Source organism: Lichenicola sp. GTC18331 (genome assembly GCF_055386855.1).
Map to the genome: position 1 here is coordinate 1,457,607 of NZ_AP045015.1, position 23,317 is coordinate 1,480,923.

The following is a 23,317-nucleotide window of genomic DNA, read 5'->3' on the forward strand; positions in this document are numbered from 1 at the left end:
CATTGCAGGCCGGGCGCAGGGGGGCTAGGGGCTATCGACTCTTGTGCGGAAGGGTCGACCAGGGATGAACGAACAGGAGTAGCCCTATGTCCACCAGTATCGGCAACCCGGGCATGGGGGTGAGCGGGCATTCCGTTCCGCCGCGTGCCTTTCTGATCTGCGGCCTGGCCAGCCTCGCCGGGCTGATGTTCGGCCTCGATATCGGCGTGATCGCCGGCGCGCTCGACTTCATCCGCCAGGCGTTCGAACTGTCCGACGAGGCCCAGGGCTGGGTGGTGTCGATCATGATGATCGGCGCGGCCGTCGGCGCCGCCGCCGCGGGCACCGTGTCCTACCAGCTCGGCCGCAAGAAATCGCTGCTGATCGGTGCCGTGCTGTTCGTGGCGGGCGCCCTGTTGTGCGGGCTGGCGCCGTCCCTGTCGATCCTGCTGATCGGCCGCTTCGTTCTCGGTCTGGCGATCGGCGTCGTGTCCTTCACCGGCCCGCTCTACATCTCCGAGATGGCCCCCGCCTCCTGGCGCGGCGCGATGGTGTCGCTCTACCAGTTCATGCTGACGCTGGGCATCGTGCTGGCCTTCCTGAGCGACACGCTGCTGACCGGTTCGGGCAACTGGCGCCTGATGCTGGGCATCATCGCCGTTCCGGGCCTGGCCTTCCTGATCGCCGTGCTGTTCATGCCGGAAAGCCCGCGCTGGTTCCTGCTGCGCGGCCGCAAGGAAGAGGCCCGTGCGGTGCTGAACGAGCTGCGCGGCGACAAGGCCGAGGTCGATCGCGAAGTCAGCGAGATCGGCGAGCAGCTGTCCGTCCGCCAGCTCGGCACCAAGCTGTTCACGGCCAACCCGAACTTCCGCCGCTCGGTGGCGCTCGGCGTCGGCCTGCAGCTCGTGCAGCAATTCACCGGCATCAACGTGATCATGTATTACGCGCCGAAGATCTTCACCCTGGCCGGGTTCGGCGCCTCCGCCGCCGCCTGGGCCACCACCGTCACCGGCCTCGTGAACGTGGTCGCGACCCTGCTGGCGATCGGCTTCGCCGATAGCTGGGGGCGCCGCCCGATGCTGAACGCCTCGTTCATCATCATGGCCGTGTCGATGGCGATCATCGGCGTGATGCTGTCGCTCGGCATCCACGACCAGACCACGCGCTATCTGCTGGTGGCCCTCGTCCTGGTGTTCGTGGCCGGCTTCGCCGCCGCACCCGGTCCGCTGATCTGGACGCTGTGCTCGGAGATCCAGCCGCTCCAGGGCCGCGATTTCGGCGTCGCTGTGTCCACCTTCGCCAACTGGGGCGGCAATTTCGTGATCGGCTTCGCCTTTCCGCTGATGCTGACCCATCTCGGCCAGTCGCTGACCTTCTGGTCGTTCGCGATCTTCAACGGCGTGTTCATCCTGTTCGTGCTGATGCTGGTGCCGGAAACCAAGGGCGTCAGCCTGGAGACCATCGAGCAGAGGCTGTTCCAGGGCCTGCCGCTGCGTCGCATCGGCCGCTGATCCGCACAGAGCCGGCGCCTTCGCGGCGCCGGCTGTCTACCTCGGAAATAGAACAAGTCTTCTTTTTCTGAAGAAAAAGAAGCAAAAAGACTTTTATCCGTTCAGGACTGAGGCAGCGGGACTGTCTTTACCCAAACAAACAGAAGTTCTTTGGTTCTTTCTTTCAAGAAAGAACCTTCTCTTCCTTGCCTGCTACGCCAGCCCGAGATCCGTCAGCATCTCATGAACGGAGGCCATCGCCGCCGTCTCGTCGATGGTGAAGTTGCAGATCGACGGGATGAAGTCGGGGCCCAGCGGCACCATCAGCGGCGCATCGCGCACATCCTCCACCAGCGCCCTGTCGATGAAGCGCACGGGCGTCGGATGCTCCATCGCGTGCGGGCTGTCGTAGAGGTGCAGATCGCCGAAATCGGACAGGTTGGCGTGGTTGGTGATGATCAGGCCGGGCAGGTTGTTGACCCAGCGATACTTGGCGAGACCGGCGCCCCAGATCGCCACCAGCGCCTGGGCCTGCTGCCCGCAGGCCAGGCTTTCCGTGATCGGCAGGCCGATCGTGTCGATCACCGTCACGCGCGTCCCCGCGGAATGATCGCGCATGTGCTCGACCAGCACCCGCTCGTAGTCGATCGGGCGGGTCTTGGCGGAGAGCTCGCCATGGCTCCAGATGAAGCTGTCCGGTTCGCCGGGCCGGCTGTTATGGCCATCCACGACCAGGACGCAACGGCCGAGCGAAGCGGAAAGCTGATCCACCAGCGCCTCGCAGAACGCTTCCAGATCGACCACCGTCCGGTTCTCGACGCGCAGACCGAACAGCACCACGGGAATGCCGTCCCGGCGTGCCTGACGACAGATCGCCGCGGGCGACGACTCGCTCATGGGCTCCAGCGTCGCGGAGATCCGGTCGCGCACGTCCTTCGGCACGGTCATGGCCGAAGACCGCACCGGACATTCGCGATTGCGATAGAAATCCGGGATGGCCTCCTGGAACGGGCCGTTCTGGCGGTCGATCAGCCCGTCCAGCTCCGGGAAGATCCGGTCGAGCGGACCGTACATCTCGGGATGCAGATGGGCGTCGAACAAGCGGAACTGCGGCAGCGCCTTCTGCGGCACCTTGCCCATCATCTGCGAGATGCCGGAGATGTCGTTCCACAGAACGTGACCGATATGCATGGCGGTGATGCCGCGCCAGACATGCACCGGCTTGATGTGAGGTTCGGCGAAGTATTCGGCGAGCAGATCGCCGTGCTGCATGACGCGGGCGAAGAATTCCCGGAACAGTTCGGGCATCTGCGACCGGATCGAGTCCGGAACCAGGGCGACGCACAAACGGCCTTCCGGAACGAACAGCGCGATCGGCCGGAAGAAGATCTCCCCCGCCATGACGAACATCACGGTCTGAGACTGCGGCTCGACGCAACGATAGCCGTGGATCACGCCGTGCATCACCACGGCATGGCAGGACGGCATGGGCGAGCCGTCCGACGGCGACGGAAACGCCATGGCGCCGTTCTGGAGGAAGTGGGGCAGCTGGTCCTGCAGCAATCCCGGATTGAACAGGGCGTGCAGAAGCTGGGGGCGCATCAGGATGCGTTTGCTGCCCAGGTCGACGATCTGGCTTTCGGCGCGGTTGGGATCGAGCTGATCCACGGTCTTCAGCGGCGTCGTGGAATCGAAGCTGCCGAGATAAAGGTCCAGAAGTTCGCGGCGCGTTCCTTCCGGCAAACGGAAGAAGCCCTTCTCGCGCGCGTCGAGCGGCGGCGGAACCGGCGTCAGCATGATCTTGCGCCAAAGACCGTCGAACAACGCGGCGGCCGCGACGAGGACCTGCAGACGCAAGTCGCCGTGCAGTTCGCCGATTGATCCGCCACGGCGCTCGAGAGACTCGTCGAGATACCAGGAGGCCGGCTGGCCGCTTTCGTGTTCGAAACAGACCACCGTGACGGGAGCGAGGCCGGTGTAGAGAAAGGTCGGCTTCCATCCCTCCGCGAACCGGGCCGGGCGTCCACCGTCCGTGATGTTCGTCGCAGCCGTCACATCGCGGATGAAGTGCTCGGTGGTCACGGCCATGAAGCGTCGATCCTATCGAGAGCGGGAGTCCGCCAGCCTGTGCCGGACGCAGTGCCGGCATACTGGCCGACTTTGCCGCCGCACTCAACGCGAGCCGGACCCGCCGACGCCCTTGTGGAAGACGAGGACGTTCAGCAGGATGCGCGCCCAGCGGTCCCCGGGGAAACCGCACCTCCCGGCCGCCCCGAACGGAGCCTCCATCGTGATCATCCGAAGCGACGAGACGGTCGATCTTCCGGTTCCTGGCGCCGAAGGCGTGATGCGGATGCATCTGTTCCGCCCCGCCGTTCCGGGGCGCTTTCCCGGGATCCTGTTCTTCTCCGAGATCTACCAGGTCACGGCGCCGATCCGCCGTCTGGCGGCCCTGCTGGCCGGTCAGGGCTATCTGGTCGCCGTGCCGGAAGTGTATCACGAATACGAGCCCCCCGGCACGGTGCTGCGCTACGACCAGGAGGGCACGGATCGCGGCAACGCGCTGAAATTCAGCAAACCTGTCGCCGCGTTCGACGCCGATTTCGCCGCCGCCCTCGCCTTTCTGCGCGATCATCCGGAGTGTTCCGGGCGTTTGGCCACCGCCGGCGTTTGCCTGGGCGGTCATCTGGCTTATCGCGCCGCGCTGAACCCGGACGTGTCCGCCGCCGCCTGCTTCTACGCCACCGACATCCATTCCGGCACGCTGGGCGAGAACAAGAACGACAACAGCCTCGCCCGCATGGACGAGCTCAGGGCGGAAATCCTGTTCGTCTGGGGACGCCAGGATCCGCACGTCCCGTTCGCCGGACGCGAGCGGATCCGCGCGCGACTGGAAGAAGCCGGCGCGCGCTACGAATGGCACGAGGTGAACGCGCCGCACGCCTTCCTGCGCGACGAAGGCCCGCGCTACGATCCGGCTCTGTTCCTGCAATGCGTCGGGCTGATGCTCGATCTGTTCTCGCGCGTGCTCAAGGCCTGAACACGCGCGCTTCGCGCTCTACGACGCGGCGCGAACGCCGTCGAGGAAGTCGCGGACCTCCCGATCGAGTTGTTCCGTCTGCTGGCTCAGATCTCCGGCGGAACTCAGCACCTGCGTCGCGGCGGCGCCCGTGTCGTTCGCCGCCGCGCTGACATGGGCGATGTTGACGGTCACGTCCCGGGTATTGGTTGAAGCCTGCTGAACGTTCCTGGCGATCTCGGACGTGGCGGCCCCCTGCTCCTCCACCGCCGCGGCGATCGAGGTGGTGACGACGCCGACCTCCTCGATCAACCTGCCGATCTCGCGGATCGCATCCACCGCCCCCTGGGTCGCCGCCTGGACTTCGCCGATCTGGCCGGAAATCTCCTCCGTCGCGCGGGCGGTCTGCTGCGCGAGCGATTTCACCTCGGAGGCCACCACGGCGAAGCCCTTGCCGGCCTCGCCCGCCCTCGCCGCCTCGATCGTCGCGTTCAAGGCCAGAAGATTCGTCTGGCCGGCGATGGTCGTGATCAGACCGACGACATCGCCGATCCGCGCCGCACTGTCGGCCAGAGCACGCACCGTCTCGTCCGTGCGGCGCACGCTGTCGACGGCCTTTCCCGACAGCCCGGCCGACGTCGTCACCTGCCTGTTGATCTCGCCGATGGAAGCAGCAAGCTCCTCGGAGGCGGCAGCCACCGTCTGCACATCGAGACTTGTTTCCTCGGCGGCGGTCGCGACATGCGCGGCGGTTCGGGTCGTGGTCGCGGCGGTCGAGGACATCGACTTGGCGGTGCTTTCCAACTCCGTCGACGACGAAGACAACATCGCCACCAGACGGCCCACCTTCGACTCGAAGCTTTCAGCAAGAATCTCCATGCTTCGCTTCTTCTCGGCGCTCGCCAAACGTCGCGCCTCGATCTGCTCCGCTTCCAGCCGCGCCTTTTCGATCGCATGGACTTTGAACACCGCGACCGCCTTGGCCATCTTCCCGATCTCGTCCTGCCGCGTCGCCGGCATCAACGCGACCTCCAGATCCCCTTCCGCCAAACGGGCCATGGTGTGCGTCATGGTCCGAATCGGCACGCCGATGCTGCGTGTCAGCAAAAAGCCCATAATCGTCGCCAAACAAACGGAAAGGGCCGAGCCGGCGACGATCACGAACAAAGCGCTGGTGAAGGCGGATTGTTCGTCGACGGAACGCTTCATCAGCAAGGATCGTTCGGCGTTCTCCATCTCCAGGCCCTGCTGACGGATACCATCCATCGTCGCCTTGCCGGCGCCCGACGCCTCGATCCGGAGCGCCTCAACCCGGTCGCTGGCCATGAGCGCGATCTCCTTTTCGGCGAAATCCTGATGCCATGTCGCATCAAGCGACCTGATCGTCTCGAGACGACGCTGCTGGGCGGGATTGTCCGACGTCAGAGCCGTCGCTTGCGTCAGGGCAGCCTCGAAACGTTGTTGGCCAGCCTTATAGGGATCGAGAAACGTGTCCGATCCCGACAGAAGATAGCCGCGAAGACCGGTTTCCTGGTCGATCATCGAGATCATCATCCGATCGACCTGTTCGATGACCTTGTAGGTATGGGCAGTCCAGGCACCGCTCGTTCGCAGGAACACCAGTTGTGCGTAACTGAAACCGCCCGCAGCGCACATGAGCGCCGCCAGAAGAAAGAACGCCGAGGCCATTTTCCGGCCGACGGAGATGTTGTGGAGCAGGCCCATAACGTTCGCCTCTTAATTTACAGCGACACGCTATGTCACAACGATTAACAAACGGTTTCGGCGGCCCGGACAAAGCGGACGGCCGATCGCTTCGGATCGCACCCCTCGCGAAACCGCCCGGCCCGCTGCGGCGATCAGCCCTGTCCGACAGCTCCGCTCTCCAGCGCCAGCCGCGCTTCCGTCGCCAGACGGTCCACGCGCTCGTTCTGCGGATCGCCGGAATGGCCGCGCACCCAGCGCCACTCCACCTCGTGCCGCTTGGCCGCATCCAGCACGCGGCGCCACAGATCCATGTTCGCCACCGGATCGCCGGACGCGTTGCGCCAGTTGCGGCGCACCCAACCCGTGCTCCAGCGCGTCACGCCGTTGCGCACGTATTCGCTGTCCGTATGCAGCACGATGCGGCAGGGCCGGTTCAGCGCCTCCAGCGCTTCCGCCGCCGCCGTCAGCTCCATCCGGTTGTTGGTGGTCGCCGCCTCGCCGCCGGAGAGTTCGCGCTCATGGCCGCGAAAACGCAGCAGCACACCCCAGCCGCCCGGACCGGGATTCGGCTTGCAGCCGCCGTCCGTCCAGATCTCGACCTCCGGACCGCCCGGGGCGGGTGTCGCCTCGCTCACAGCCCGAGCGCTCCAGGCCCGTCCGCCGCCAAAAAGAAACGCAGGCGGCGGAGATATTCCAGCGGGTCCTTGCGCGTCACCATGGCGCCGTCCGGCGTGTTCACCCAGTCGAACAAACGCGTCAGCAGAAACCGGATCGCCGCCCCCTGGCACAGCACCGGCAAGGCATCGCGCTCGTCGCGGCCGAGCTTGCGGACAGTCTCGTAGCCGCCCAGCATCAGCCGCGCCTTGGTGACGTTGAAGGCCAGATCAGGCTCGAAGCACCAGGCGTTCAAGCAGACGGCGAGATCGTAGGCCAGCAAATCGGTGCAGGCGAAATAGAAATCGATCAGCCCGCTCAGATCGCGCCCGCCCGACGAGCGCAGGAAGAACACGTTGTCCGGAAACAGATCGGCATGGATCTGCCCGCGCGGCAGATCCTCCGGCCAGTGCGGCAGAATCCGGTCTAAAGCCGCATCCAGCTCGGCGACCAATCCCGGCTGCACACGATCCCCGGTCGCCCGGCTCTTCTCCAGCAACGGACGCCAGCTCTGCGGCCCGAGTCCGTTCGGCCGCTCCGCCTCGTAATCGGCGCCCGCGACATGCAGACGCGCCAGCGCTTCGCCGAGCGGGCGGCAATGCTCCGGACGCACGCGCCTGGGCCACACACCGGGCAGGAACGAGGTGATCGCCGCCGGACGCCCGGCCAGCTCGCGCAGGGCCTCGCCGTCCCGCCCCGCGATCGGCTGCGGGCACGTCACGCCGCGCGCCGCCAGATGACGCATCAGCCCCAGGAACCAGGGCAGCTCGGCCGGATCGACCCGCTTCTCGTAGAGGGTGAGAATGAAATCGCCGGACGAGGTGCGGAGCGAGAAGTTCGAGTTCTCGACGCCTTCCGCGATGCCGCGGAAGGCCACCAGCTCACCCAGCGCATAGTCGCCCAGGAACGCGGCGAGCGCCTCGTCGCCGACGTCGGTGTAGACAGCCATGGAAAGAGGTCAGCCGAGCGGAGCCGGCAGCTTGAAGATCACGTCCTCCAGCTTCACCGTGCGCTCCTCGATGTCCAGCGCATAACGCTGTCCGAGCGCCGTCACCATCTCCTGCACCAGCGCTTCCGGCGCCGAAGCCCCGGCGGTGATGCCCACGGTGGACACCCCTTCCAGCACCGACCAGTCCAGATCACGCAGACGCGGCACCAGGATCGCGCGCGGCACGCCGGAGCGCTCCGCCACTTCGCGCAGGCGCTGCGAGTTCGACGAATTGGGCGAGCCGATCACGATCACCAGATCGCAGCCCGGCGCGATCGCCTTGACCGCTTCCTGCCGATTGGTGGTGGCGTAGCAGATGTCCTCGCGCTTCGGCCCCTCGATCAGCGGGAAGCGCTCGCGCAGGATGTCGACGATCTCGGCGGTGTCGTCCACAGACAGGGTGGTCTGGGTGATGAACGCCAGACGCGCCGGATCGGCCGGCTGCACGCGGCGGGCCTCCTCGGAATCGTTGATCAGCGTCACCGCGCCGGGCGGAAGCTGGCCCATGGTGCCGACCACCTCGGGATGCCCGGCATGGCCGATCATCAGGATATGGCGCGACTCCGGGCCGCCGCCGGCGAAATGCCGCTCGGCCTCGCGATGCACCTTCGAGACCAGCGGGCAGGTCGCGTCCAGATACAGCAGGTTGCGCCGTTCGGCCTCGGCCGGCACCGATTTCGGCACGCCATGGGCGGAAAACACCACGTGACCGTCGGCCGGAACCTCGTCCAGCTCCTCGACGAACACCGCCCCCTTGGCCTCCAGCTCTTCCACCACCGTACGGTTATGGACGATCTCGTGCCGCACGTAGACCGGCGCGCCGTAGCGCTTCAGCGCCTCCTCGACCACGCGGATCGCCCGGTCCACCCCGGCGCAGAACCCGCGCGGGCCGGCCAGCAGCAGCTTCAACCGGGGCAGCGAGCCCGCTCCGGCAATCCCGGACACGAGCGTGTCGCTCTGCATCTGATCCGGCATCCTGTTCCCCAAACTTCCGTGGCGTCCTATATGGCGCGCCAGCCCGGTCCATGAAAGGTCCATGGTGTCCTGGCGCGTCGCCTGCAACTGCCGCCCTGCCATACAGGCGCGGCCGGTCGAGAGTCGAGAATGAACGTGCCGCGTGTGTCCAGCCCCGTCCGAACCGCGATCCGCGCCCTGGCGCCGGCCGCCCTGCTGCTGAGCGGCCTGGCCGCCTGCGCCAACGACGACCCCAACGCCTTCGCACCCGCCTGCGCCCCGGTCGGCATCCTGGGCGATGCGGCCGATTACAGCGATTACGGCACGGCCGAGGACAGGCCGGACCTGTCCAAACTGATCTCGCACGGCTCCATCCTGGGCGTTTCCGGCCATTGCTCGTCGGCCGCCAACAACACCCGGCTCCACACCCAGATCCGGCTCGATCTCGGCATCACGCGCGGCCCGGCCACCGGCGCTTCCTCGTTGCCGGTGCCGTACTTCATCGCCGTGACGCGCGACGGGCAGGTGATCAGCAAGCAGACCCTGACCGCGCAGGCGCAGTTCCCGGGCAATGCCGACCGCGTGCTGGTCCGCACGGACCCGGTCGAGTTCGACCTGCCGGTCTCCCGTGCCCAGCCGGGCACATCCTACAGGATCGAGGTGGGGTTCCAGCTCGACGCTGCCCAGCTCGCCTATAACCGTTCCCACATCACACACTGACGGAGCCCCGTTTCATGGCCGAGATTCGCTTCACCAAGGATCACGAGTGGGTTCGTCTGGAAGAAGACGGCACCGCCACGGTCGGAATCACCGACCATGCCCAGGAAGCCCTGGGCGACATCGTGTTCGTGGAACTGCCCGCGACCGATCGCACCGTGGCCGAGGGCGAAAGCGTCGCCGTGGTCGAGAGCGTCAAGGCGGCGTCCGACATCTACGCCCCGCTGGCCGGCAAGGTCTCGGAAACCAACGAGCTGCTCACCGAAGACCCCTCCCTGGTGAACCGCGATCCCGAGGACGAGGCCTGGTTCTTCCGCATGGAGCTGGACGATGCCGAGGCGTTCGAGGCCCTGATGGACGCCGACGCCTACAAGCAGTTCCTCGAGTCGCTCTGATCTCAACACCCGGCGGCCGCCCCGACGCGGTCGCCGGGACCGCGCTTATCACCCCCCGGTCGCGTTCGACGCCGCCTCGTGCCGGCCGGCGCGACAGCCGCTCGGTCTGGACAACACCCACCGCACAACCGGTCCGACACGATCCGCGTCGCCCCGGCTGCCCCGGAAGCGCGCAGCGCGACCTGCATGACGGTATGGTCCCGTTCGCCGGCGCGCGATGACGACAGCGGCCGGACGCTCCCAAACCCGGCAGCACAGTTTCTGCCGGCAAGCCGCCCGCACGCTGTCCCGCCCGAGCCGCAGCCACGCGATCGGGCCCCTGCCGCCATGGACCCACGCCTCATGACCGCCGAACCGCATTGGCGCAGCAACCTGTTCGTGTGCACCTTCGGCGCCTTCACCACCGTGCTGGCGATGACGGTGCTGCTACCCTTTCTGCCCTTGTTCGTTTCCGAGCTGGCGGAGAAACAGCACCGGACGCTCGATCAGGCCGGGATCGCCCGCTGGTCCGCGCTGTGCTTCGGCGCGACCTATCTCGCCTCCGGCCTCGCGGCACCGCTCTGGGGCAAGGTCGCGGACCGGTTCGGGCGCAAGCAGATCCTGATCCGTGCTTCGCTCGGCATGGCGGTCTGCATGTCGCTGATCGGTGTCACGCAATCCCTCTGGCAGCTCCTGGCGCTCCGTTTCGTGGCCGGCCTGGTCGGCGGGTTCGCGTCCGGCGCGACGGTGCTGGTGGCGACGCAGACCCCGCGCGAGCGCTCCGCCTGGGCGCTCGGCATCCTGTCCTCCGGCACCATGGCCGGCAGCGTCGCCGGCCCGCTGCTGGGCGGCCTGCTCGCCCCGGCCATCGGCACCAGGAACACGTTCTTTCTTGCCGGAGCGCTGATCTTCCTCGCCTTCCTGCTGGTGATCGCCCTGGTGCGGGAAGCGCCCAGACCGCGCCCGTCCGGCGAAAAACAGCCCAGCGCCTGGCGTCAGGTGCCGGATCGCCGTCTGGTCGCGACGCTGCTGTTCGCAGGCATGCTGCTGACCCTGGCCAACATGTCGATCGAGCCGATCGTGACCCTGTTCGTGGCCGAACTCGTTTCGACAAAAGCCACGGTCGCCCCCTGGTCCGGCGCGATCATGGCCGCCGCCGCCCTCGGCAGCGTCCTGGCTGCGGCCAGGGTGGGACGACTCGCCGACCGGATCGGCCACAGGCGCGTCGCCCTCTCAGGTCTGGTGCTGTGCGCCCTGCTGCTGCTGCCGCAGGCGGCGGTGCAGGCGGCGTGGCAGTTGCTCGTGCTGCGGTTCCTGATGGGCATCGCCCTGGCCGGGCTGCTGCCGTCGATCACCAGCCTGATCCGCCACGCCGTGCCGCCCGGAATCGCCGGGCGCATCCTCGCCCTCAACATCTCCGCCCAATATGTGGGCTTCGTTGCAGGCCCGCTGCTGGGCAGCGCGGTCGCGGCGCATCTCGGCATGCGTCCGGTCTTCCTGGCCACCAGCCTCGTCATGCTGCTGGGCGCGGCGCTGCTGTGGCGTGGGCGCGGTCCGGCCCCATGGCGGAGGGCTTGATATATCAAGTTTGAGTATTACTAGTATTTTCAATCACATCTTTACATTTGCCAAAGTGTTTGATATTTAGTCCGCCAGCATTCAATATCAATGGTCTCTTTAGATAATTTGCAACGATTGCGTTGATTTCATTGAACGCTCTGGAATAAGTGAGAAAGGCGTGCATATTATTGTTCGAAACAACCAAATATTCTCTTGGGTCTCTCTAGTTATATTTGAGATCAAACCTCAGCGCTATATCTTGCGCGGCAGCCAGGGAGTGATATCTACCATTGAGTGCCTAACCACGCACATTTAATTGGCCGTGCAATGCCACTTGTATCCGCTGGAAGGTGACTGAATTCAAATGTCCGATGCCACTAGCAAAGGCTCAGAACCGCAGACTTGTTCTACAGTTTGCGCTCGGTGCAATGGCATGAGGAAATGCGATATCAAAGCTGAGCATACCTCTTCGTATGAGGACGGAATATATGAGTCATGGAGGAAGTGGCAGATATTGCAATGTCGCGGTTGCGATTATACGTTCGCGCGCACAGTAGACACCAACAGCGAGGACTATACCGACGAAATCGACGAAGATGGACAGCATTATTGCCAATTAAATGAGGAAGTCGCATTTTGGCCTGCATTATCTCGCCGAAAGCAACCTGAATGGATTTTTGGATATTCAAGTGTTGTTTCGACGGATAACGCCAATATCAAACTTAATAGAGCTTTGTTTGAAGTTTACAGCGCTTTGAATAACGATTTGAGAATGCTGGCCGGGATTGGCATTCGGACGTGTTATGATATCGCCAGTGAATTGCTGGGAGTAGATACCGAACTACCATTTTCTCAAAAACTTGATGCACTGGTGGCAGCCAGCAAAATTGCCCAATGGGATCGCAATCGGCTTGAAGTTATCGTGAATGCTGGAAATGCTTCCGCACATCGTGGTTGGATTCCCAAAGCTGACGAACTAAACACAATGATGGACATACTTGAGCACTTTTTGAATGAGACGATTGTGGGTCCTAAAAACAGGGCCGCGCTTGATGCACGTGCCGAAAAGATGGCCAAATCCGTTCCGCCCCGCAAACCCATGAAAAAGCCCGCCGATCCCAAAACAAGCACATAGCGTGCGCTGCTGCTTTTTCCCTTACATAGCTGTCCTTCACTGTAGGAGTTATACATGACACCAGAATTTGCAAAAGCGCTAGAAGGAGTCACCAAGGTTCTCGTTGCTTTGGGAGCATTCCTTTCGGCTGTGGCCGGAATCTATCTTGGCGTTGATGCTGTTGAAAAGGAAACATCTGAAGTTTTCAGAACCAAATGGCTTTGGTTTCCATTGCCATTAATACCAGTAATTTCTTGGATACTTACTTTTTTCCTTGATCAATCAACAGCACTCTATCTAGGGTATTGTTGGGCAATGGCCATTCTCTTTATTATCTCAATAGCCCTTGTCGTAATGAGAGTTTATATTGCTCGACAAAAAATGAAAAAAGCCGTCAAGAAACCAAAACATAGGAAGGTGGCTTGGATACTTTTGGTGTTGGGATTTGACCTGCTGTTTTCCGGCGCGCTCGTTGATGCGATTGCATTTTATATGAAGGGCTAGGGCTTTGTGCGTTCCTACCCGTACCCTGCCCTCAGTGACGTTCTGAGGGCAATTATGGGGTGGGTAATGCCACTTCAAGGCGGCCACCATCTAACCAAGGTCCGCCGGCAGTGGGTGCCGCATTGGGTAGGGTGTTTAGCCAGGCCATAGCCAGTGCGGCAAACTGAGCCGGTGATAGGGCAATGGGAAAGGCCACAGGTGGTGTAACACTGGCTAAGCCTTGGGGAGCAACCCACAGCCCAATGTTGGGTGTGCGGTTGTCCCCATACAGCGTGGCATATTCCACCACAACGCCGCTGTAGGTGTTGGTCGTTCCCCCGCTGATCGTGCAAGCGATCACCGTGCCCAATATTTGAACGTTGAATATGGTGATCGTGGCGTCGCCGCTGGTGATCTTCGCGCTAACAATTTTGTCACTGGGATCCATGCGTCCATGGATGTCTAGGCTATAGCCAACGGTTTCGCTGGCATCCTCTGCTCGAAAATTGAGGGCAACCGTTGATAAGTCCACGTTGCCTGGAATGTAAACTTTGGTAGATGGATTGTAAAAAGGTGTCCTCAATTTTGTTGTTATTTAAGTTCTTGTTTATAAGATCGTATTACGAATTCAACAAAGTGTATTTATTTTAGTCTTGTAACTCAAATTTGAATGGGTTTTTGATTCTACCAATCAACCGATTAACGATAAGAAGCGCTTTCTCTTTCTGAAGGAAAATAGGCAATAGCACTTTCATCCGTTTAGACCTCAGCAGCGGAGTTCGCTCATACCGAACCGGACAAAAGTTCTTTGGTTCGTTCTTTCAAGAAAGAACAATTCTTTCATCTCTCGTTTCGGCGCGCCCGCCCCAGCACGAACGCCCCCGCCACCAGCGCCAGCAGCGACGCCCCCAGCTCCGGCAGCAGCACGCCCAGCACCAGCATCGCCAGCACCGCGCCGATCCCGACGCGCGGCTCCGGCGCACGTCCCGGCACCCCGAGCGCGCCGGGCGGGCGCCGACGCAGCCAGAGCACCGTCGCGGCCACGCTCATCAGCAACAGCCCTGTCGCAACCAGCAGATTCAGCACCTGGTTGGCCCAGCCGAACAGATGCCCTTCGTGCGCCGCCACGCCGTAGCCGACCGCGCGATCCAGCAACGGCTTGGCGCCGAACCGCTTCACCGACGACACGGCCCCGTCCGGCGTCACCAGCGCCTCGACCCGGAGCGGCCGGTCCTGGGTGTCGGAGCGCACATGCCAGAGCGACAGACCAGGTGCTGGCGGCACGATCATGACCGGCGCCGGAAAATCGAGCCGGCGCGCGGTCGCGGCCACGGCATCGAGCCCGGTCAGGGCATCGGCGGCGGCTGGCGGCGGCGCGTTCATGTCCATGCCGGGCATGGAGGCCGGCATCGGTGCCGGCACAGGATGGCCCGCGATCGCCGTGCCGACGGGCTGCGCGCCGATCTCCCAATCCTGCACCGTCTGCGCCGACGACAAACGATGCTGCAGCTGCGCCAAGGCCTGCCCCCAGACGAAGGACCAGGGCAGGCCCGAGACCAGAAACAACGCCAGGAACGCCGACACCCAGAATCCGGTGACCGCATGCAGATCGCGCCAGCGCGCAGCGGTCCTGATCCTCGGCAACACCGCGCCGGCCACGCCGCGCACCGGTCTCGGCCACCACAGATAAAGCCCGGTCGCGATCAGAACGACCGTCCAGGAGGCGACCATCTCCATCACCACCGATCCCGCATTGCCGAGCAGAAGCTGGCCGTGAAGTTTCATCACGATACGCTCGAACCGATGTTCCTCCTTCACCTGCTTCAGGATTTGCAGAGAGGACGGATCGACATAGACCCGGATCGCCTCGCCGCCCCGATCCACGATCACGCGCGCGGCGTGCCCGGGACCGCGCGGCAGCTCGAGCGCCAGCAGATTGCCGTTCGGCACCGATGCCAGCGCCGCACGCACCTCCGCGTCAAGCGTGGCCTGCGCCGCGGCGACCGGCAAATGGTCGTAGTGCCGGTCGATCCAATCATCGACCTGAGGTTTGAACAGATAGATCGTGCCTGTCAGGCACAGAAACGCGACGAACGGCAAACAGAACAGGCCGGACAGGAAATGCCAGCGCCAGACCGTGCGCCGGTCCGGCCAGAGCGAAGCGAGATCACCGCGCATCGCTCAGAACCCCACCCGCACGCCGCCGAGAAACGCGCGCGGCGCTCCGGCATAGATCGAGCCGGTCTTGTTCGCGAGCGCCGAGCCCCCCGCCTGCTGCCCGTTTGCGAGCAGGCTGTCGGAGATCACCGTGGCGCCCGCTGCATAAATCCGGTTGGTGAGGTTCTGGATCTCGAACCAGCTTTGCAGACGATGCACCCAGCCGAACCGCGCCGGCGGATGATAATGGATCTCGAGATTCACCAGCGCATAGTCCGGCACGGAAACGCGATTGGCGTTGTCGAGAAAGAAGGAGGATCGCCAGTTCAACTCGGCGAAACCGCCCAACCCTTCCAGCGCCCCGTCCGGCTGGTCGTAGAGCAGGCGCGCATCGAGCGCATGCGGCATCACGCCCGGAATCCGATTGCCGTCGCGCGAGAACGACCGCGACAGCGTGCTGTTGGAAAGGGTCTCGGTGTAGTCGGTATAGATCTGGTTGTCGTAGGTATAGGACAGCATGGTGCTGGCGCCGGGCAGAACCGACGGCAACGGCTTCCAGGTCGCGGCCAGCTCGACGCCGCGATGCTGCGAGGCCGGCGCGTTGAACATGTAGCTCCCGGCCGGCGCGTTGATGCCGGGAGACTGGCTCACCAGCTCGTTGCGATAGAACTCGTAGAATCCCGTCGCCTGCACCGTGATCGCGGGTGACGGATGCCAGTCCGCGCCGAGATCGATGCCGAGGCTGGTCTGGCTCTTGAGCTGTGTGTTGTTGCCGTATGTGCCTTGCGGCGTCACGAACAAGGCGGAATAGGCCGGCGTGGCATAGGCGGTTCCGAGACGCGTATGCAGCGTCCAGTCGCGCGTCGGGGCGTAGGTCAGCGCCGCTTCCGGGGCCAGGTTGAAGAAGAAACGGTTGGCGGTGATGCCGTGCAGGAACGTGGACATTCCTTTGTAGCTGTACACCGTCTGGAACGCGCCGATCTCGGAATAGGTGCCGCCCAGACCGATCACCGCATGCCATTTCGGTGCGAACCGCCAATCCTCCTGCCAACGCAGACCGGCATTGGATTGATGGCCGTAGGTGGTCGCGTTCAGGGCGCCGTGCGTCGCCCCGCCCTGCGACGTCAGATTAAAGACCACGTAGCCGAGATCGAGATAATCGTAGCTCGCCGCGACGTAGGAGGTGAGCGCCGTGCCGCCGAGATCGGCGCGGTTGGTGAGGTCCGTCTGCGCATTGTACGAGTTGAACGGCCCGGTGAACGCGGTGGTCGTGGTCGGCTGGTCCACATGGCGCTGGTCGTACGTGAACTGCGTGCGCCAGGTGGTGCGATCGTCCAGATCGTGCTCCCAGCGCGACCCGACGATGGTGCGGCGGTCGAACCGTCCGAGCCCCGCCTGCTGCGGACTCGCCGCCACCGTCGGACCCGAGCGGCCATCCCTGAACAATGTCACCGACGCACAGCCGGCCGCCGCATGCGACGCGTCGACACAGCCCTGCTGGAACGGGTTGATCCTGAACTGCGATAAAGATAGCCGCAACGGCAGCATCGTGTCGGTGACGTTGTTGATGAATTTGAACACCAGCCGGTCCCGCGCGCCGAGCGTGATGCGCAGCTTCGCGTTCTCGGTCGAGGTGTCGAACGACGCGTTGGGCTGGAACCCGTTGCCGCGCACATCGCTCGCGAACACAGACAGATCGTAGCCACGCCCGGCAGCACCCAGCGACATGTACTGGTTGAACTGCCCGAACGATCCGAAATCCGAACCCAGTTCGAGCCCGTCGATCGCGGCGCCGTCGCGGGTGCGGAAATTGATCGCGCCGTTGATGGCGTAGTTGCCATACAGCGTCGATGCCGGACCCTGGAACACGTCGATGCCCTGATAGGCATGCGGGTCGATCAGATCGGCGCGGGCGATGCCGTCCGGCTGGGTCACGGGAAACCCGTCTTCCGTCACCTGGATGTTCTTCAAGCCGTTCGACTGACGCGCCCCGGACCCGCGCACCGACACCACGCTGTCGCGCGGGCCGTTGCCGGCCTGGACGGTGACGCCCGGAACGGTCGCGACCATGTCGGCGACGCTCAGCGCCGGCGTATCGGCGAAGGTGATGCGATCGGCGCTGTAGGTGGTCTGCCCGGCCGGGCGGCTGGTCGGCGGCCGGCGCGCCACGCCGGACACGGTGATCTGCTCGGAAGGCGGCGGAACGTCCGGCACCATGACCGGCGTGCCGAAGCCGGTTTGCGCGGAGGTGTCGGTCAGGGAAACGAGAAGGGCGAGCGTGGAGGCGCTCGCGAACAAAAGCGGTCGCATGAATACCGTCCCGGGCCCGGCGACGGACCCTTTTCTTCAGCCAGCAACGATCCCGCGCCGAAACGGCACGGGACGCGGATCAGGGAAGGAAGACGGGAGCCGGCGGGCCGCGGGCGCGCGGCGGTTCCGCGGGTGGGCCGCGCGGCTGCGGACAGCGTCCGTGCTGGAAACGCAGCGCGCAGATCGCACGATGAAAGACGATCGGCGGCAGCACGACCGGCAAAGGCAGATGCGCCGCGATCGAGCAGATCGGACAGGGCGCCTCGTGCGGTGGCTTGTGCTGATCCGCCGGCCCGTGCGCGTCGGCCTCCGGCATCATCTCCGGGCAGTCCGCCATCGCCTCCGGCGCGGACATGTCCATGCCGGCCGGCATCGCCTCCGGCGCCAGGGCGGCCAGTTGCATCACGGCCGATTGCGCGCCCGCCCAGCTCAGCACCAGCACCGCCAGCATCGCGATCACGAGGCCGAAGCGGGAACGGGTGGGACTTCGGCCCGGGCCGGAAGAAAGGAGTTGTCCGGGCCGGCCGGATGCGAACGAGCCGGACATGCCGGAGCACACTAGCACCGCCGGCAGGGCTGCGTCAGTGCAGAGCGGCCAGCATCGCGTCCAGAAACACGCGCGTCTTTCGAGGCATCGCGATGCGGTCGGGGAACAGGGCGACGATCGGCGTGTCGCCGGCATGCCAGTCCGGCAGGATGTGTTCGAGCGTTCCGGCGCGCAGATCCGGCGCCACGTCGACCTCCGATTTCAGCGCGATGCCGAGGCCGGACACGCACCAGTCATGCACGGCATCGCCATTGTCGACGCGAAGCCGCGCCGGGGCCGGGACGAGCTGCTCGCGGCCCTTGCCGTCGAACAGGCGCCAGGGGCCGACCCCATCGCCATAGCGCAGCAGGTCGTGCGCCGCGAGATCGTCCAGCGTCCGCGGGCGGCCGCGGCAGTCGAGATAGGCCGGGGACGCGACCAGGATGCGCAGATTGTCGGCGAGCTTGCGCATGGAGGCGCTCCCGGCCGCCATATGGCCGCCGATGCGGATGGCGACGTCGATCGCGCCGCCGGTGACGTCGGCCAGCCTGTCGTCCAGCGACAAAGAGATGGCGAGTTGCGGGTAGCGCCGCGTGAGGTCGCCCAGCACCGGGGCGACGTGCCTGCGGCCGAACGAGACCGGGGCGGACACGCGCAGCGTGCCGACCGGCTCGTCGCGCCCCGTCGCCAGCAGTTCCTCGCCCTGGGCGATCGCTTCCAGCGCGCGATCGACCTCGACCAGCAGGCGCGCGCCCTCCTCGGTCGGCGACAGGCTTCTGGTGGTGCGGTTGACCAGCCGGATGCCGGTGCGCTTCTCCAGCGTGGCCAGGCGCTTGCTGACCACGGCGACGCTGACGCCGAGCAGGCGGGCGGCGCCCGTCAGGGAGCCATGGGCGAGCACCTGCTGGAAGGTGCGAAGCTCGTTCAGATCGTCCAGCATCTTGCCTCCCGGTTGAAACTGTCTCTCGCGATAAGTCGGTTATCGTCCGAAAACGAAGCTCTATGTTGGCCTTGTGTCAAACGCATCATCCCGCTTCGACCTCGATCGCCGCAGCTTCCTCGCCGGAAGCGCCGCCCTCGCCACGGTCGCGGCCCACAAGGAAACACGCGCCATGCCGAACCAGCCTTTCTGGCCGGGCAATGCACGCCTCGCCGTCAGCCTGAGCCTGATGTTCGAAGGCGGCGGCCAGCCGATCTCGGGTGCGGGCGGGGTGATTCCCGATCCGATCCAGGACGGTTTGCCCGACCTGCCGACCAACGCCTTCTTCGCCTACGGGCCGAACGAGGGCATTCCCCGCATTCTCGACCTGCTCGACAAGCACCAGATCAAGCTTTCCTCGTTCATGATCGGCGAGGCGATCCGCAAGGCGCCCGACGTGGCGCGGGAGATCGTGAAACGCGGCCACGAGGCGGCGGCGCACGGACGCACCTGGCAGAACAGCTACCAGCTTCCCGAAGCCGACGAGCGCCGTTTCATCGCCGACAGCGTGACCGCGATCGAGCAGATCACCGGCCAGCGTCCCGTGGGCTGGAACGCCTACTGGATGCGCAACAGCCCAAGCACGCTCGACATCCTGCAGAGCCTGGGCTTCCGCTACCACATCGACGAGCCGAGCCGGGACGAGCCGTTCATCGTCCCGCTGGCCAAGGGCGATTTCGTCACCGTCCCCTACACCTTCCACATGAACGACATCGTTTCCTTTCCGTTCGAGAACTGGAACCCGACGGCGTACGAGCAGGCGCTCAGGGACGAGTTCGACCAGCTCTACGAGGAAGGGGCGCATCGCCGGCGCATGATGGTGATCAGCCTGCACGACCGAATCTCCGGCCATGCCGGCCGGGTGCGGGTGCTGGATCGCTTCCTCACCTATGCCCGTTCCAGGCCCGGCGTGTGGTTCGCGCGCAAGGACGAGATCGCCGCCTACGCGGCCGACACCAAGGGCATCACGCCCGTGATCCGTCGCGGCCCTCCCACCGAAACCGGCCTTCCCGGCCCTGCTTCCCTTTGAACCTGCTTCCCTCTGAAGGAGACCACATCATGAGCATCGATCTGAATGGCGCCCGCGTTCTGGTGGTCGGCGCATCCGGCGGGATCGGCGGCGCGACGGCGGATGCCTTCGCCGCTGCCGGCGCCGAGGTGACGCGTCCGGGCCGCGACGCGCTGGATTTCACCGACGACGCTTCGGTCGAGGCGTTCTTCGCCGATGCCGCGCCGTTCGACCATGTCGTCGTTTCGGCCGCGCAGACCAAGACCGGCACCGTCGCCAACCTGTCGGTGTCGGATGCGCAGGCGGCGATGAACAGCAAGTTCTTCGGCGCCTACCGCGTGGTCAAGGCGGTGAAGGTCAACGATGGCGGCTCGATCACCTTCGTGTCCGGCTTCCTGTCGCAGCGCCCGAGTCCGGCTTCCGTGTTCCAGGGCGCGATCAATGCGGCGCTGGAAGCGCTGGGCCGCGGCCTGGCGCTGGAGCGCGCGCCGGTGCGGGTGAACACCGTGTCTCCGGGCCTGATCGACACCAAGCTCTACGCCAGGATGGATGCGGCGGCGCGCGACGCGATGTTCGAGAAGACCGCCGGCCGCCTGCCCGCCCGTCGCATCGGCCAGCCGGAGAACATCGCCCAGGCGATCCTGTTCGTGGCCACCAACCCGTTCGCGACCGGCTCGACCGTGACCGTCGATGGCGGCGGCACCATCGCCGCCTGAGGAGGACGACCATGCGTTTCCTGCCCGCTGTCGCACTGATGTTCGCCGCCGGCCCGGCTCTGGCCGCCCGGGTGGACGACCAGGCCGCGATCGCCATCGCCCGGCCGGAAAAGCAGATCGTCGACAAGAGCCTGCCACCGTCGACGGTGGCAGCGCTCCTGAAACCGGTCGATGCGTTCTACGGCTTCTGGAACAACGGCAGCCAGGCGCTTCTCGACGCGGCGATCGCGCCGGATTTCTTCGACCACGCCCTGCCGCCGGGCCGTCCGCAGGGGCCGACAGGGCCGATGGTCGCCTCGCGTGCGTTTCTGGGCGCCGTGCCGGATCTGCGCGTCGCGGTGACGCAGCGTCTGGTGGTGGGTGATCGCGTGGTGAGCGGCCTGCACTTCACCGGCCATTTCACCGGCACTTTCCAGGGCCGGAAGGGGGCGGGCCAGCCGATCGACTTCATCGCCACCGACATCCTGGCGGTGAAGAACGGGCGCATCACCGACAACTGGCATCTGGAAGACAATCTTGCCTTCCTGAAAGAGATCGGGGCGGTGCCGTAGCAAGAATGTTCTTTCTTGGAAGAAAGAACCAAAGAACTTCTGTCCGTTTGAGTAAGTGCGACGCTGCCGTCCTACCCAAACGGACAGAAGTCTTTTTGCTTCTTTTTCTTCAGAAAAAGAAGATTCCTGTTCTTTCCGTCACGCCGCGACCCGCTCCACCGCCCCGAACCGCTCCATGTTGCTGTCGCCCCATTGCTTCAACGCGATCAGGATCGGGCTGAGACTGCGGCCCAGTTCGGAGATGCTGTACTCCACCTTGGGCGGCACCTCGGCATAGACCTTGCGGCAGATCAGCCCGTCCATCTCCAGCTCCCGGAGCTGGTTGGTCAGCGTGCGCGGCGTGGCGCCGGGGATATGCCGCCTGATCTCGTTGAAGCGTCTTGTGCCGTCGAGCAGGTGGAACAGGATCACGCATTTCCACTTGCCGTCGATCAGGCTGATCGCCGCTTCCACCGCGCAGCCGGGCGCGCAGTCGAAGTTCGAATGACGGGGTTTAGCCATCGACGGTATCCTTTTTGACACTAGTAGCATCCGTTGTGCGTATCGAACCCCCTGCCACGTAGCGCTAAATTCCGTCCCGAGACAACAGGAGTCACGCCATGCGTGCCGTCGCCTACAAAGAAGCCGGGCCGATCGACCGTCCGGACGCCCTGCTCGATGTCGAACGCCCCGATCCCGTCGCCACCGGCCGCGATCTGCTGGTCGAGGTGAAGGCGGTATCGGTGAACCCCGTGGACGTGAAGGTGCGCCAGAGTGCCGCCCGGTCCGGCGGAGACTGGCGCGTGCTCGGCTGGGATGCGGCCGGGATCGTCCGCGCCGTGGGGCCGGACGTGACCGGGTTCCGGCCGGGAGATGCCGTGTTCTATGCCGGCAGCATCGCCCGCGACGGCACCAATGCCGAGCTGCATCTGGTGGATGAGCGCATCGTCGCGAAGAAGCCGGAACGCCTCGACTGGGCGGAGAGCGCCGCCCTGCCGCTAACCGCGATCACCGCCTGGGAGGTTCTGTTCGACCGTCTGACGGTGAATATTCCGGTGCCGGGTGCCGCCCGGGCGCTGCTGGTGATCGGCGGTGCGGGCGGTGTGGGGTCGATGGCGATCCAGCTCGCCCGGCAACTGACCGATCTGGTGGTGATCGCCACCGCGTCGCGGCCGGAAACGCAGGACTGGGTGCGGACGATGGGCGCGCATCACGTGGTGGACCACAGCCAGCCGCTCGCGGCGCAGATCGAAGCGCTCGGCCTCGGCGCGCCCGGCTTCGTGTTCTCCACCACCCATACCGACCGGCATATCGGCGAGATCGTCGAACTGATCGCGCCGCAGGGCCGGTTCGCGCTGATCGACGATCCGGCCACGCTCGACGTGGTGCCGTTCAAGCGCAAATCGGTGTCCGTGCATTGGGAGCTGATGTTCACGCGCTCTCTGTTCGGCACGCCCGATATCGGCGAGCAAGGCAAGCTTCTGGCGGAGGTCGCGACGCTCGCGGATGCGGGCAGGCTCCGCACCACGCTGACCGAGCGGCTGGCCCCGATCAATGCCGCCAATCTGAAGCGTGCGCATGCGCTGGTGGAAAGTGCCGCCATGCGCGGCAAGGTGGTTCTGGACGGCTGGGACTGAGCGGCGCGATGCTGCGGGCGGATGGTTTCGGCCGGCCGCCGGCAGGCTCGCCGGACGTCGACGCGCCAGGGACGAAGCGGCATGGACGAGATCGAACACCCGGTGCGGATGCAGCTCGACGCCTATAACCGGCGCGATATCGACGATTTCATGCGCTGGTGGGCGCCGGACTGCCGCTATCTCGCCTTTCCGGACACGCTGCTGGCCGAGGGCGCGGCCGCGATCCGGGCCCGGCACGTGGAGCGGTTCGCCGAGCCGGACCTGCGGGGAACGCTGCTGCATCGTTCGGTGGTGGGCAATCTGGTGGTGGACCACGAGACGGTGCGGCGCACCTTCCCGGAGGGGCCGGGCGAGCTGGACGTGCTGTGTTTCTAAGAGGTCGAGAACAGATTGATCGCCCGCGCCTGGTTCCGC

General features: G+C 64.9%; 23 protein-coding genes. 12 read left to right on the top strand and 11 right to left on the bottom strand.

The annotated features are described in order from the left end of the window. Positions 1 to 86 precede the first annotated feature (86 nt). Positions 87 to 1,490, top strand: a complete 1,404-nt coding sequence (locus ACZ5BM_RS06765; protein ID WP_498910849.1) for a sugar porter family MFS transporter — start codon at positions 87 to 89, stop codon at positions 1,488 to 1,490. 192 nt (positions 1,491 to 1,682) lie between these two features. On the opposite strand, the gene ACZ5BM_RS06770 is transcribed toward ACZ5BM_RS06765, so the two are convergent. Further along, positions 1,683 to 3,557: a hypothetical protein gene (locus tag ACZ5BM_RS06770; protein WP_498910851.1), complete on the bottom strand. Its 1,875-nt coding sequence runs from the start codon at positions 3,555 to 3,557 to the stop codon at positions 1,683 to 1,685. A gap of 202 nt (positions 3,558 to 3,759) precedes the next feature. Between ACZ5BM_RS06770 and ACZ5BM_RS06775 the strand changes: the two genes are divergently transcribed. Continuing rightward, positions 3,760 to 4,509 carry a dienelactone hydrolase family protein gene (locus tag ACZ5BM_RS06775; RefSeq protein WP_498910853.1) on the top strand — a complete coding sequence of 250 codons (750 nt, stop codon included), beginning with the start codon at positions 3,760 to 3,762 and terminating at the stop codon, positions 4,507 to 4,509. Positions 4,510 to 4,527: 18 nt separating this feature from the next. Here ACZ5BM_RS06775 and ACZ5BM_RS06780 read toward each other — a convergent pair whose 3' ends face one another. The 4 genes from ACZ5BM_RS06780 to ispH all read right to left on the bottom strand — a co-directional run bounded on the left by ACZ5BM_RS06780 (position 4,528) and on the right by ispH (position 8,812). Further along, positions 4,528 to 6,213, bottom strand: coding sequence for a methyl-accepting chemotaxis protein (locus ACZ5BM_RS06780; protein ID WP_498910855.1), 1,686 nt, complete (start codon positions 6,211 to 6,213; stop codon positions 4,528 to 4,530). A 134-nt stretch (positions 6,214 to 6,347) separates the two neighbouring features. After that, positions 6,348 to 6,830: a ribonuclease H family protein gene (gene rnhA, locus ACZ5BM_RS06785; protein WP_498910857.1), complete on the bottom strand. Its 483-nt coding sequence runs from the start codon at positions 6,828 to 6,830 to the stop codon at positions 6,348 to 6,350. Further along, a complete protein-coding gene (locus ACZ5BM_RS06790) occupies positions 6,827 to 7,798 on the bottom strand; it encodes a homoserine kinase (protein ID WP_498910859.1) in 972 nt (323 codons plus the stop codon). The genes rnhA and ACZ5BM_RS06790 overlap by 4 nt, the downstream gene beginning before the upstream one ends. A gap of 9 nt (positions 7,799 to 7,807) precedes the next feature. After that, positions 7,808 to 8,812, bottom strand: a complete 1,005-nt coding sequence (gene ispH, locus ACZ5BM_RS06795; RefSeq protein ID WP_498910861.1) for a 4-hydroxy-3-methylbut-2-enyl diphosphate reductase — start codon at positions 8,810 to 8,812, stop codon at positions 7,808 to 7,810. 129 nt (positions 8,813 to 8,941) lie between these two features. Here ispH and ACZ5BM_RS06800 point away from each other — a divergent pair, with 129 nt between their 5' ends. From ACZ5BM_RS06800 to ACZ5BM_RS06820, 5 genes are all read left to right on the top strand, one after another. After that, positions 8,942 to 9,511 (top strand): hypothetical protein, encoded by a 570-nt coding sequence (locus ACZ5BM_RS06800; RefSeq protein WP_498910863.1) that lies wholly within the window; start codon positions 8,942 to 8,944, stop codon positions 9,509 to 9,511. 14 nt (positions 9,512 to 9,525) lie between these two features. Continuing rightward, entirely contained in the window at positions 9,526 to 9,903 is a 378-nt protein-coding gene (gcvH, locus tag ACZ5BM_RS06805) for a glycine cleavage system protein H (RefSeq protein ID WP_498910865.1), read from the top strand. A 342-nt stretch (positions 9,904 to 10,245) separates the two neighbouring features. Continuing rightward, positions 10,246 to 11,460, top strand: coding sequence for an MFS transporter (locus ACZ5BM_RS06810; RefSeq protein ID WP_498910867.1), 1,215 nt, complete (start codon positions 10,246 to 10,248; stop codon positions 11,458 to 11,460). 346 nt (positions 11,461 to 11,806) lie between these two features. Further along, positions 11,807 to 12,577, top strand: a complete 771-nt coding sequence (locus ACZ5BM_RS06815; protein WP_498910869.1) for a DUF4145 domain-containing protein — start codon at positions 11,807 to 11,809, stop codon at positions 12,575 to 12,577. Between the two features lie 54 nt (positions 12,578 to 12,631). Beyond that, positions 12,632 to 13,060, top strand: a complete 429-nt coding sequence (locus ACZ5BM_RS06820; protein ID WP_498910870.1) for a hypothetical protein — start codon at positions 12,632 to 12,634, stop codon at positions 13,058 to 13,060. 52 nt (positions 13,061 to 13,112) lie between these two features. On the opposite strand, the gene ACZ5BM_RS06825 is transcribed toward ACZ5BM_RS06820, so the two are convergent. From ACZ5BM_RS06825 to ACZ5BM_RS06845, 5 genes are all read right to left on the bottom strand, one after another. Continuing rightward, complete coding sequence (locus ACZ5BM_RS06825) at positions 13,113 to 13,622, bottom strand: phage fiber-tail adaptor protein (RefSeq protein ID WP_498910872.1); 510 nt, start codon at positions 13,620 to 13,622, stop codon at positions 13,113 to 13,115. A 257-nt stretch (positions 13,623 to 13,879) separates the two neighbouring features. Next, complete coding sequence (locus tag ACZ5BM_RS06830) at positions 13,880 to 15,217, bottom strand: PepSY-associated TM helix domain-containing protein (RefSeq protein ID WP_498910874.1); 1,338 nt, start codon at positions 15,215 to 15,217, stop codon at positions 13,880 to 13,882. A gap of 3 nt (positions 15,218 to 15,220) precedes the next feature. Beyond that, positions 15,221 to 17,506, bottom strand: a complete 2,286-nt coding sequence (locus ACZ5BM_RS06835; protein WP_498910876.1) for a TonB-dependent receptor family protein — start codon at positions 17,504 to 17,506, stop codon at positions 15,221 to 15,223. Between the two features lie 79 nt (positions 17,507 to 17,585). Then, positions 17,586 to 17,966, bottom strand: coding sequence for a DUF2946 family protein (locus tag ACZ5BM_RS06840; protein ID WP_498910877.1), 381 nt, complete (start codon positions 17,964 to 17,966; stop codon positions 17,586 to 17,588). A 121-nt stretch (positions 17,967 to 18,087) separates the two neighbouring features. Continuing rightward, entirely contained in the window at positions 18,088 to 18,972 is an 885-nt protein-coding gene (locus ACZ5BM_RS06845) for a LysR family transcriptional regulator (protein WP_498910879.1), read from the bottom strand. A gap of 172 nt (positions 18,973 to 19,144) precedes the next feature. On the opposite strand from ACZ5BM_RS06845, the gene ACZ5BM_RS06850 reads away from it, so the two are divergent. Genes ACZ5BM_RS06850 through ACZ5BM_RS06860 form a run of 3 tightly spaced genes read left to right on the top strand, consistent with a single transcriptional unit; the run spans position 19,145 to position 21,287 of the window. Further along, complete coding sequence (locus ACZ5BM_RS06850) at positions 19,145 to 20,041, top strand: polysaccharide deacetylase family protein (RefSeq protein WP_498910881.1); 897 nt, start codon at positions 19,145 to 19,147, stop codon at positions 20,039 to 20,041. Between the two features lie 29 nt (positions 20,042 to 20,070). Continuing rightward, entirely contained in the window at positions 20,071 to 20,736 is a 666-nt protein-coding gene (locus tag ACZ5BM_RS06855; RefSeq protein WP_498910883.1) for an SDR family oxidoreductase, read from the top strand. A gap of 11 nt (positions 20,737 to 20,747) precedes the next feature. Continuing rightward, positions 20,748 to 21,287 carry an ester cyclase gene (locus tag ACZ5BM_RS06860; RefSeq protein WP_498910885.1) on the top strand — a complete coding sequence of 180 codons (540 nt, stop codon included), beginning with the start codon at positions 20,748 to 20,750 and terminating at the stop codon, positions 21,285 to 21,287. 138 nt (positions 21,288 to 21,425) lie between these two features. Here the strand turns inward: ACZ5BM_RS06860 and ACZ5BM_RS06865 are convergent, their stop codons facing one another. After that, positions 21,426 to 21,788, bottom strand: coding sequence for a winged helix-turn-helix transcriptional regulator (locus ACZ5BM_RS06865; RefSeq protein ID WP_498910887.1), 363 nt, complete (start codon positions 21,786 to 21,788; stop codon positions 21,426 to 21,428). A gap of 98 nt (positions 21,789 to 21,886) precedes the next feature. On the opposite strand from ACZ5BM_RS06865, the gene ACZ5BM_RS06870 reads away from it, so the two are divergent. Together ACZ5BM_RS06870 and ACZ5BM_RS06875 are read left to right on the top strand one after the other, a co-directional pair. After that, a complete protein-coding gene (locus ACZ5BM_RS06870) occupies positions 21,887 to 22,903 on the top strand; it encodes a zinc-binding alcohol dehydrogenase family protein (protein WP_498910889.1) in 1,017 nt (338 codons plus the stop codon). A gap of 81 nt (positions 22,904 to 22,984) precedes the next feature. Then, positions 22,985 to 23,278 carry a nuclear transport factor 2 family protein gene (locus tag ACZ5BM_RS06875; RefSeq protein WP_498910891.1) on the top strand — a complete coding sequence of 98 codons (294 nt, stop codon included), beginning with the start codon at positions 22,985 to 22,987 and terminating at the stop codon, positions 23,276 to 23,278. Positions 23,279 to 23,317 lie beyond the last annotated feature (39 nt).

Coding starts and splice junctions, on each gene's coding strand:
- ACZ5BM_RS06765 (WP_498910849.1), top strand. CDS start 87: ATGTCCACCAGTATCGGCAACCCGGGCATGGGGGTGAGCGGGCATTCC.
- ACZ5BM_RS06770 (WP_498910851.1), bottom strand. CDS start 3,557: ATGGCCGTGACCACCGAGCACTTCATCCGCGATGTGACGGCTGCGACG.
- ACZ5BM_RS06780 (WP_498910855.1), bottom strand. CDS start 6,213: ATGGGCCTGCTCCACAACATCTCCGTCGGCCGGAAAATGGCCTCGGCG.
- ACZ5BM_RS06790 (WP_498910859.1), bottom strand. CDS start 7,798: ATGGCTGTCTACACCGACGTCGGCGACGAGGCGCTCGCCGCGTTCCTG.
- ispH (WP_498910861.1), bottom strand. CDS start 8,812: ATGCCGGATCAGATGCAGAGCGACACGCTCGTGTCCGGGATTGCCGGA.
- ACZ5BM_RS06800 (WP_498910863.1), top strand. CDS start 8,942: ATGAACGTGCCGCGTGTGTCCAGCCCCGTCCGAACCGCGATCCGCGCC.
- gcvH (WP_498910865.1), top strand. CDS start 9,526: ATGGCCGAGATTCGCTTCACCAAGGATCACGAGTGGGTTCGTCTGGAA.
- ACZ5BM_RS06810 (WP_498910867.1), top strand. CDS start 10,246: ATGACCGCCGAACCGCATTGGCGCAGCAACCTGTTCGTGTGCACCTTC.
- ACZ5BM_RS06815 (WP_498910869.1), top strand. CDS start 11,807: ATGTCCGATGCCACTAGCAAAGGCTCAGAACCGCAGACTTGTTCTACA.
- ACZ5BM_RS06820 (WP_498910870.1), top strand. CDS start 12,632: ATGACACCAGAATTTGCAAAAGCGCTAGAAGGAGTCACCAAGGTTCTC.
- ACZ5BM_RS06830 (WP_498910874.1), bottom strand. CDS start 15,217: ATGCGCGGTGATCTCGCTTCGCTCTGGCCGGACCGGCGCACGGTCTGG.
- ACZ5BM_RS06835 (WP_498910876.1), bottom strand. CDS start 17,506: ATGCGACCGCTTTTGTTCGCGAGCGCCTCCACGCTCGCCCTTCTCGTT.
- ACZ5BM_RS06845 (WP_498910879.1), bottom strand. CDS start 18,972: ATGCTGGACGATCTGAACGAGCTTCGCACCTTCCAGCAGGTGCTCGCC.
- ACZ5BM_RS06850 (WP_498910881.1), top strand. CDS start 19,145: ATGCCGAACCAGCCTTTCTGGCCGGGCAATGCACGCCTCGCCGTCAGC.
- ACZ5BM_RS06855 (WP_498910883.1), top strand. CDS start 20,071: ATGAGCATCGATCTGAATGGCGCCCGCGTTCTGGTGGTCGGCGCATCC.
- ACZ5BM_RS06860 (WP_498910885.1), top strand. CDS start 20,748: ATGCGTTTCCTGCCCGCTGTCGCACTGATGTTCGCCGCCGGCCCGGCT.
- ACZ5BM_RS06865 (WP_498910887.1), bottom strand. CDS start 21,788: ATGGCTAAACCCCGTCATTCGAACTTCGACTGCGCGCCCGGCTGCGCG.
- ACZ5BM_RS06870 (WP_498910889.1), top strand. CDS start 21,887: ATGCGTGCCGTCGCCTACAAAGAAGCCGGGCCGATCGACCGTCCGGAC.
- ACZ5BM_RS06875 (WP_498910891.1), top strand. CDS start 22,985: ATGGACGAGATCGAACACCCGGTGCGGATGCAGCTCGACGCCTATAAC.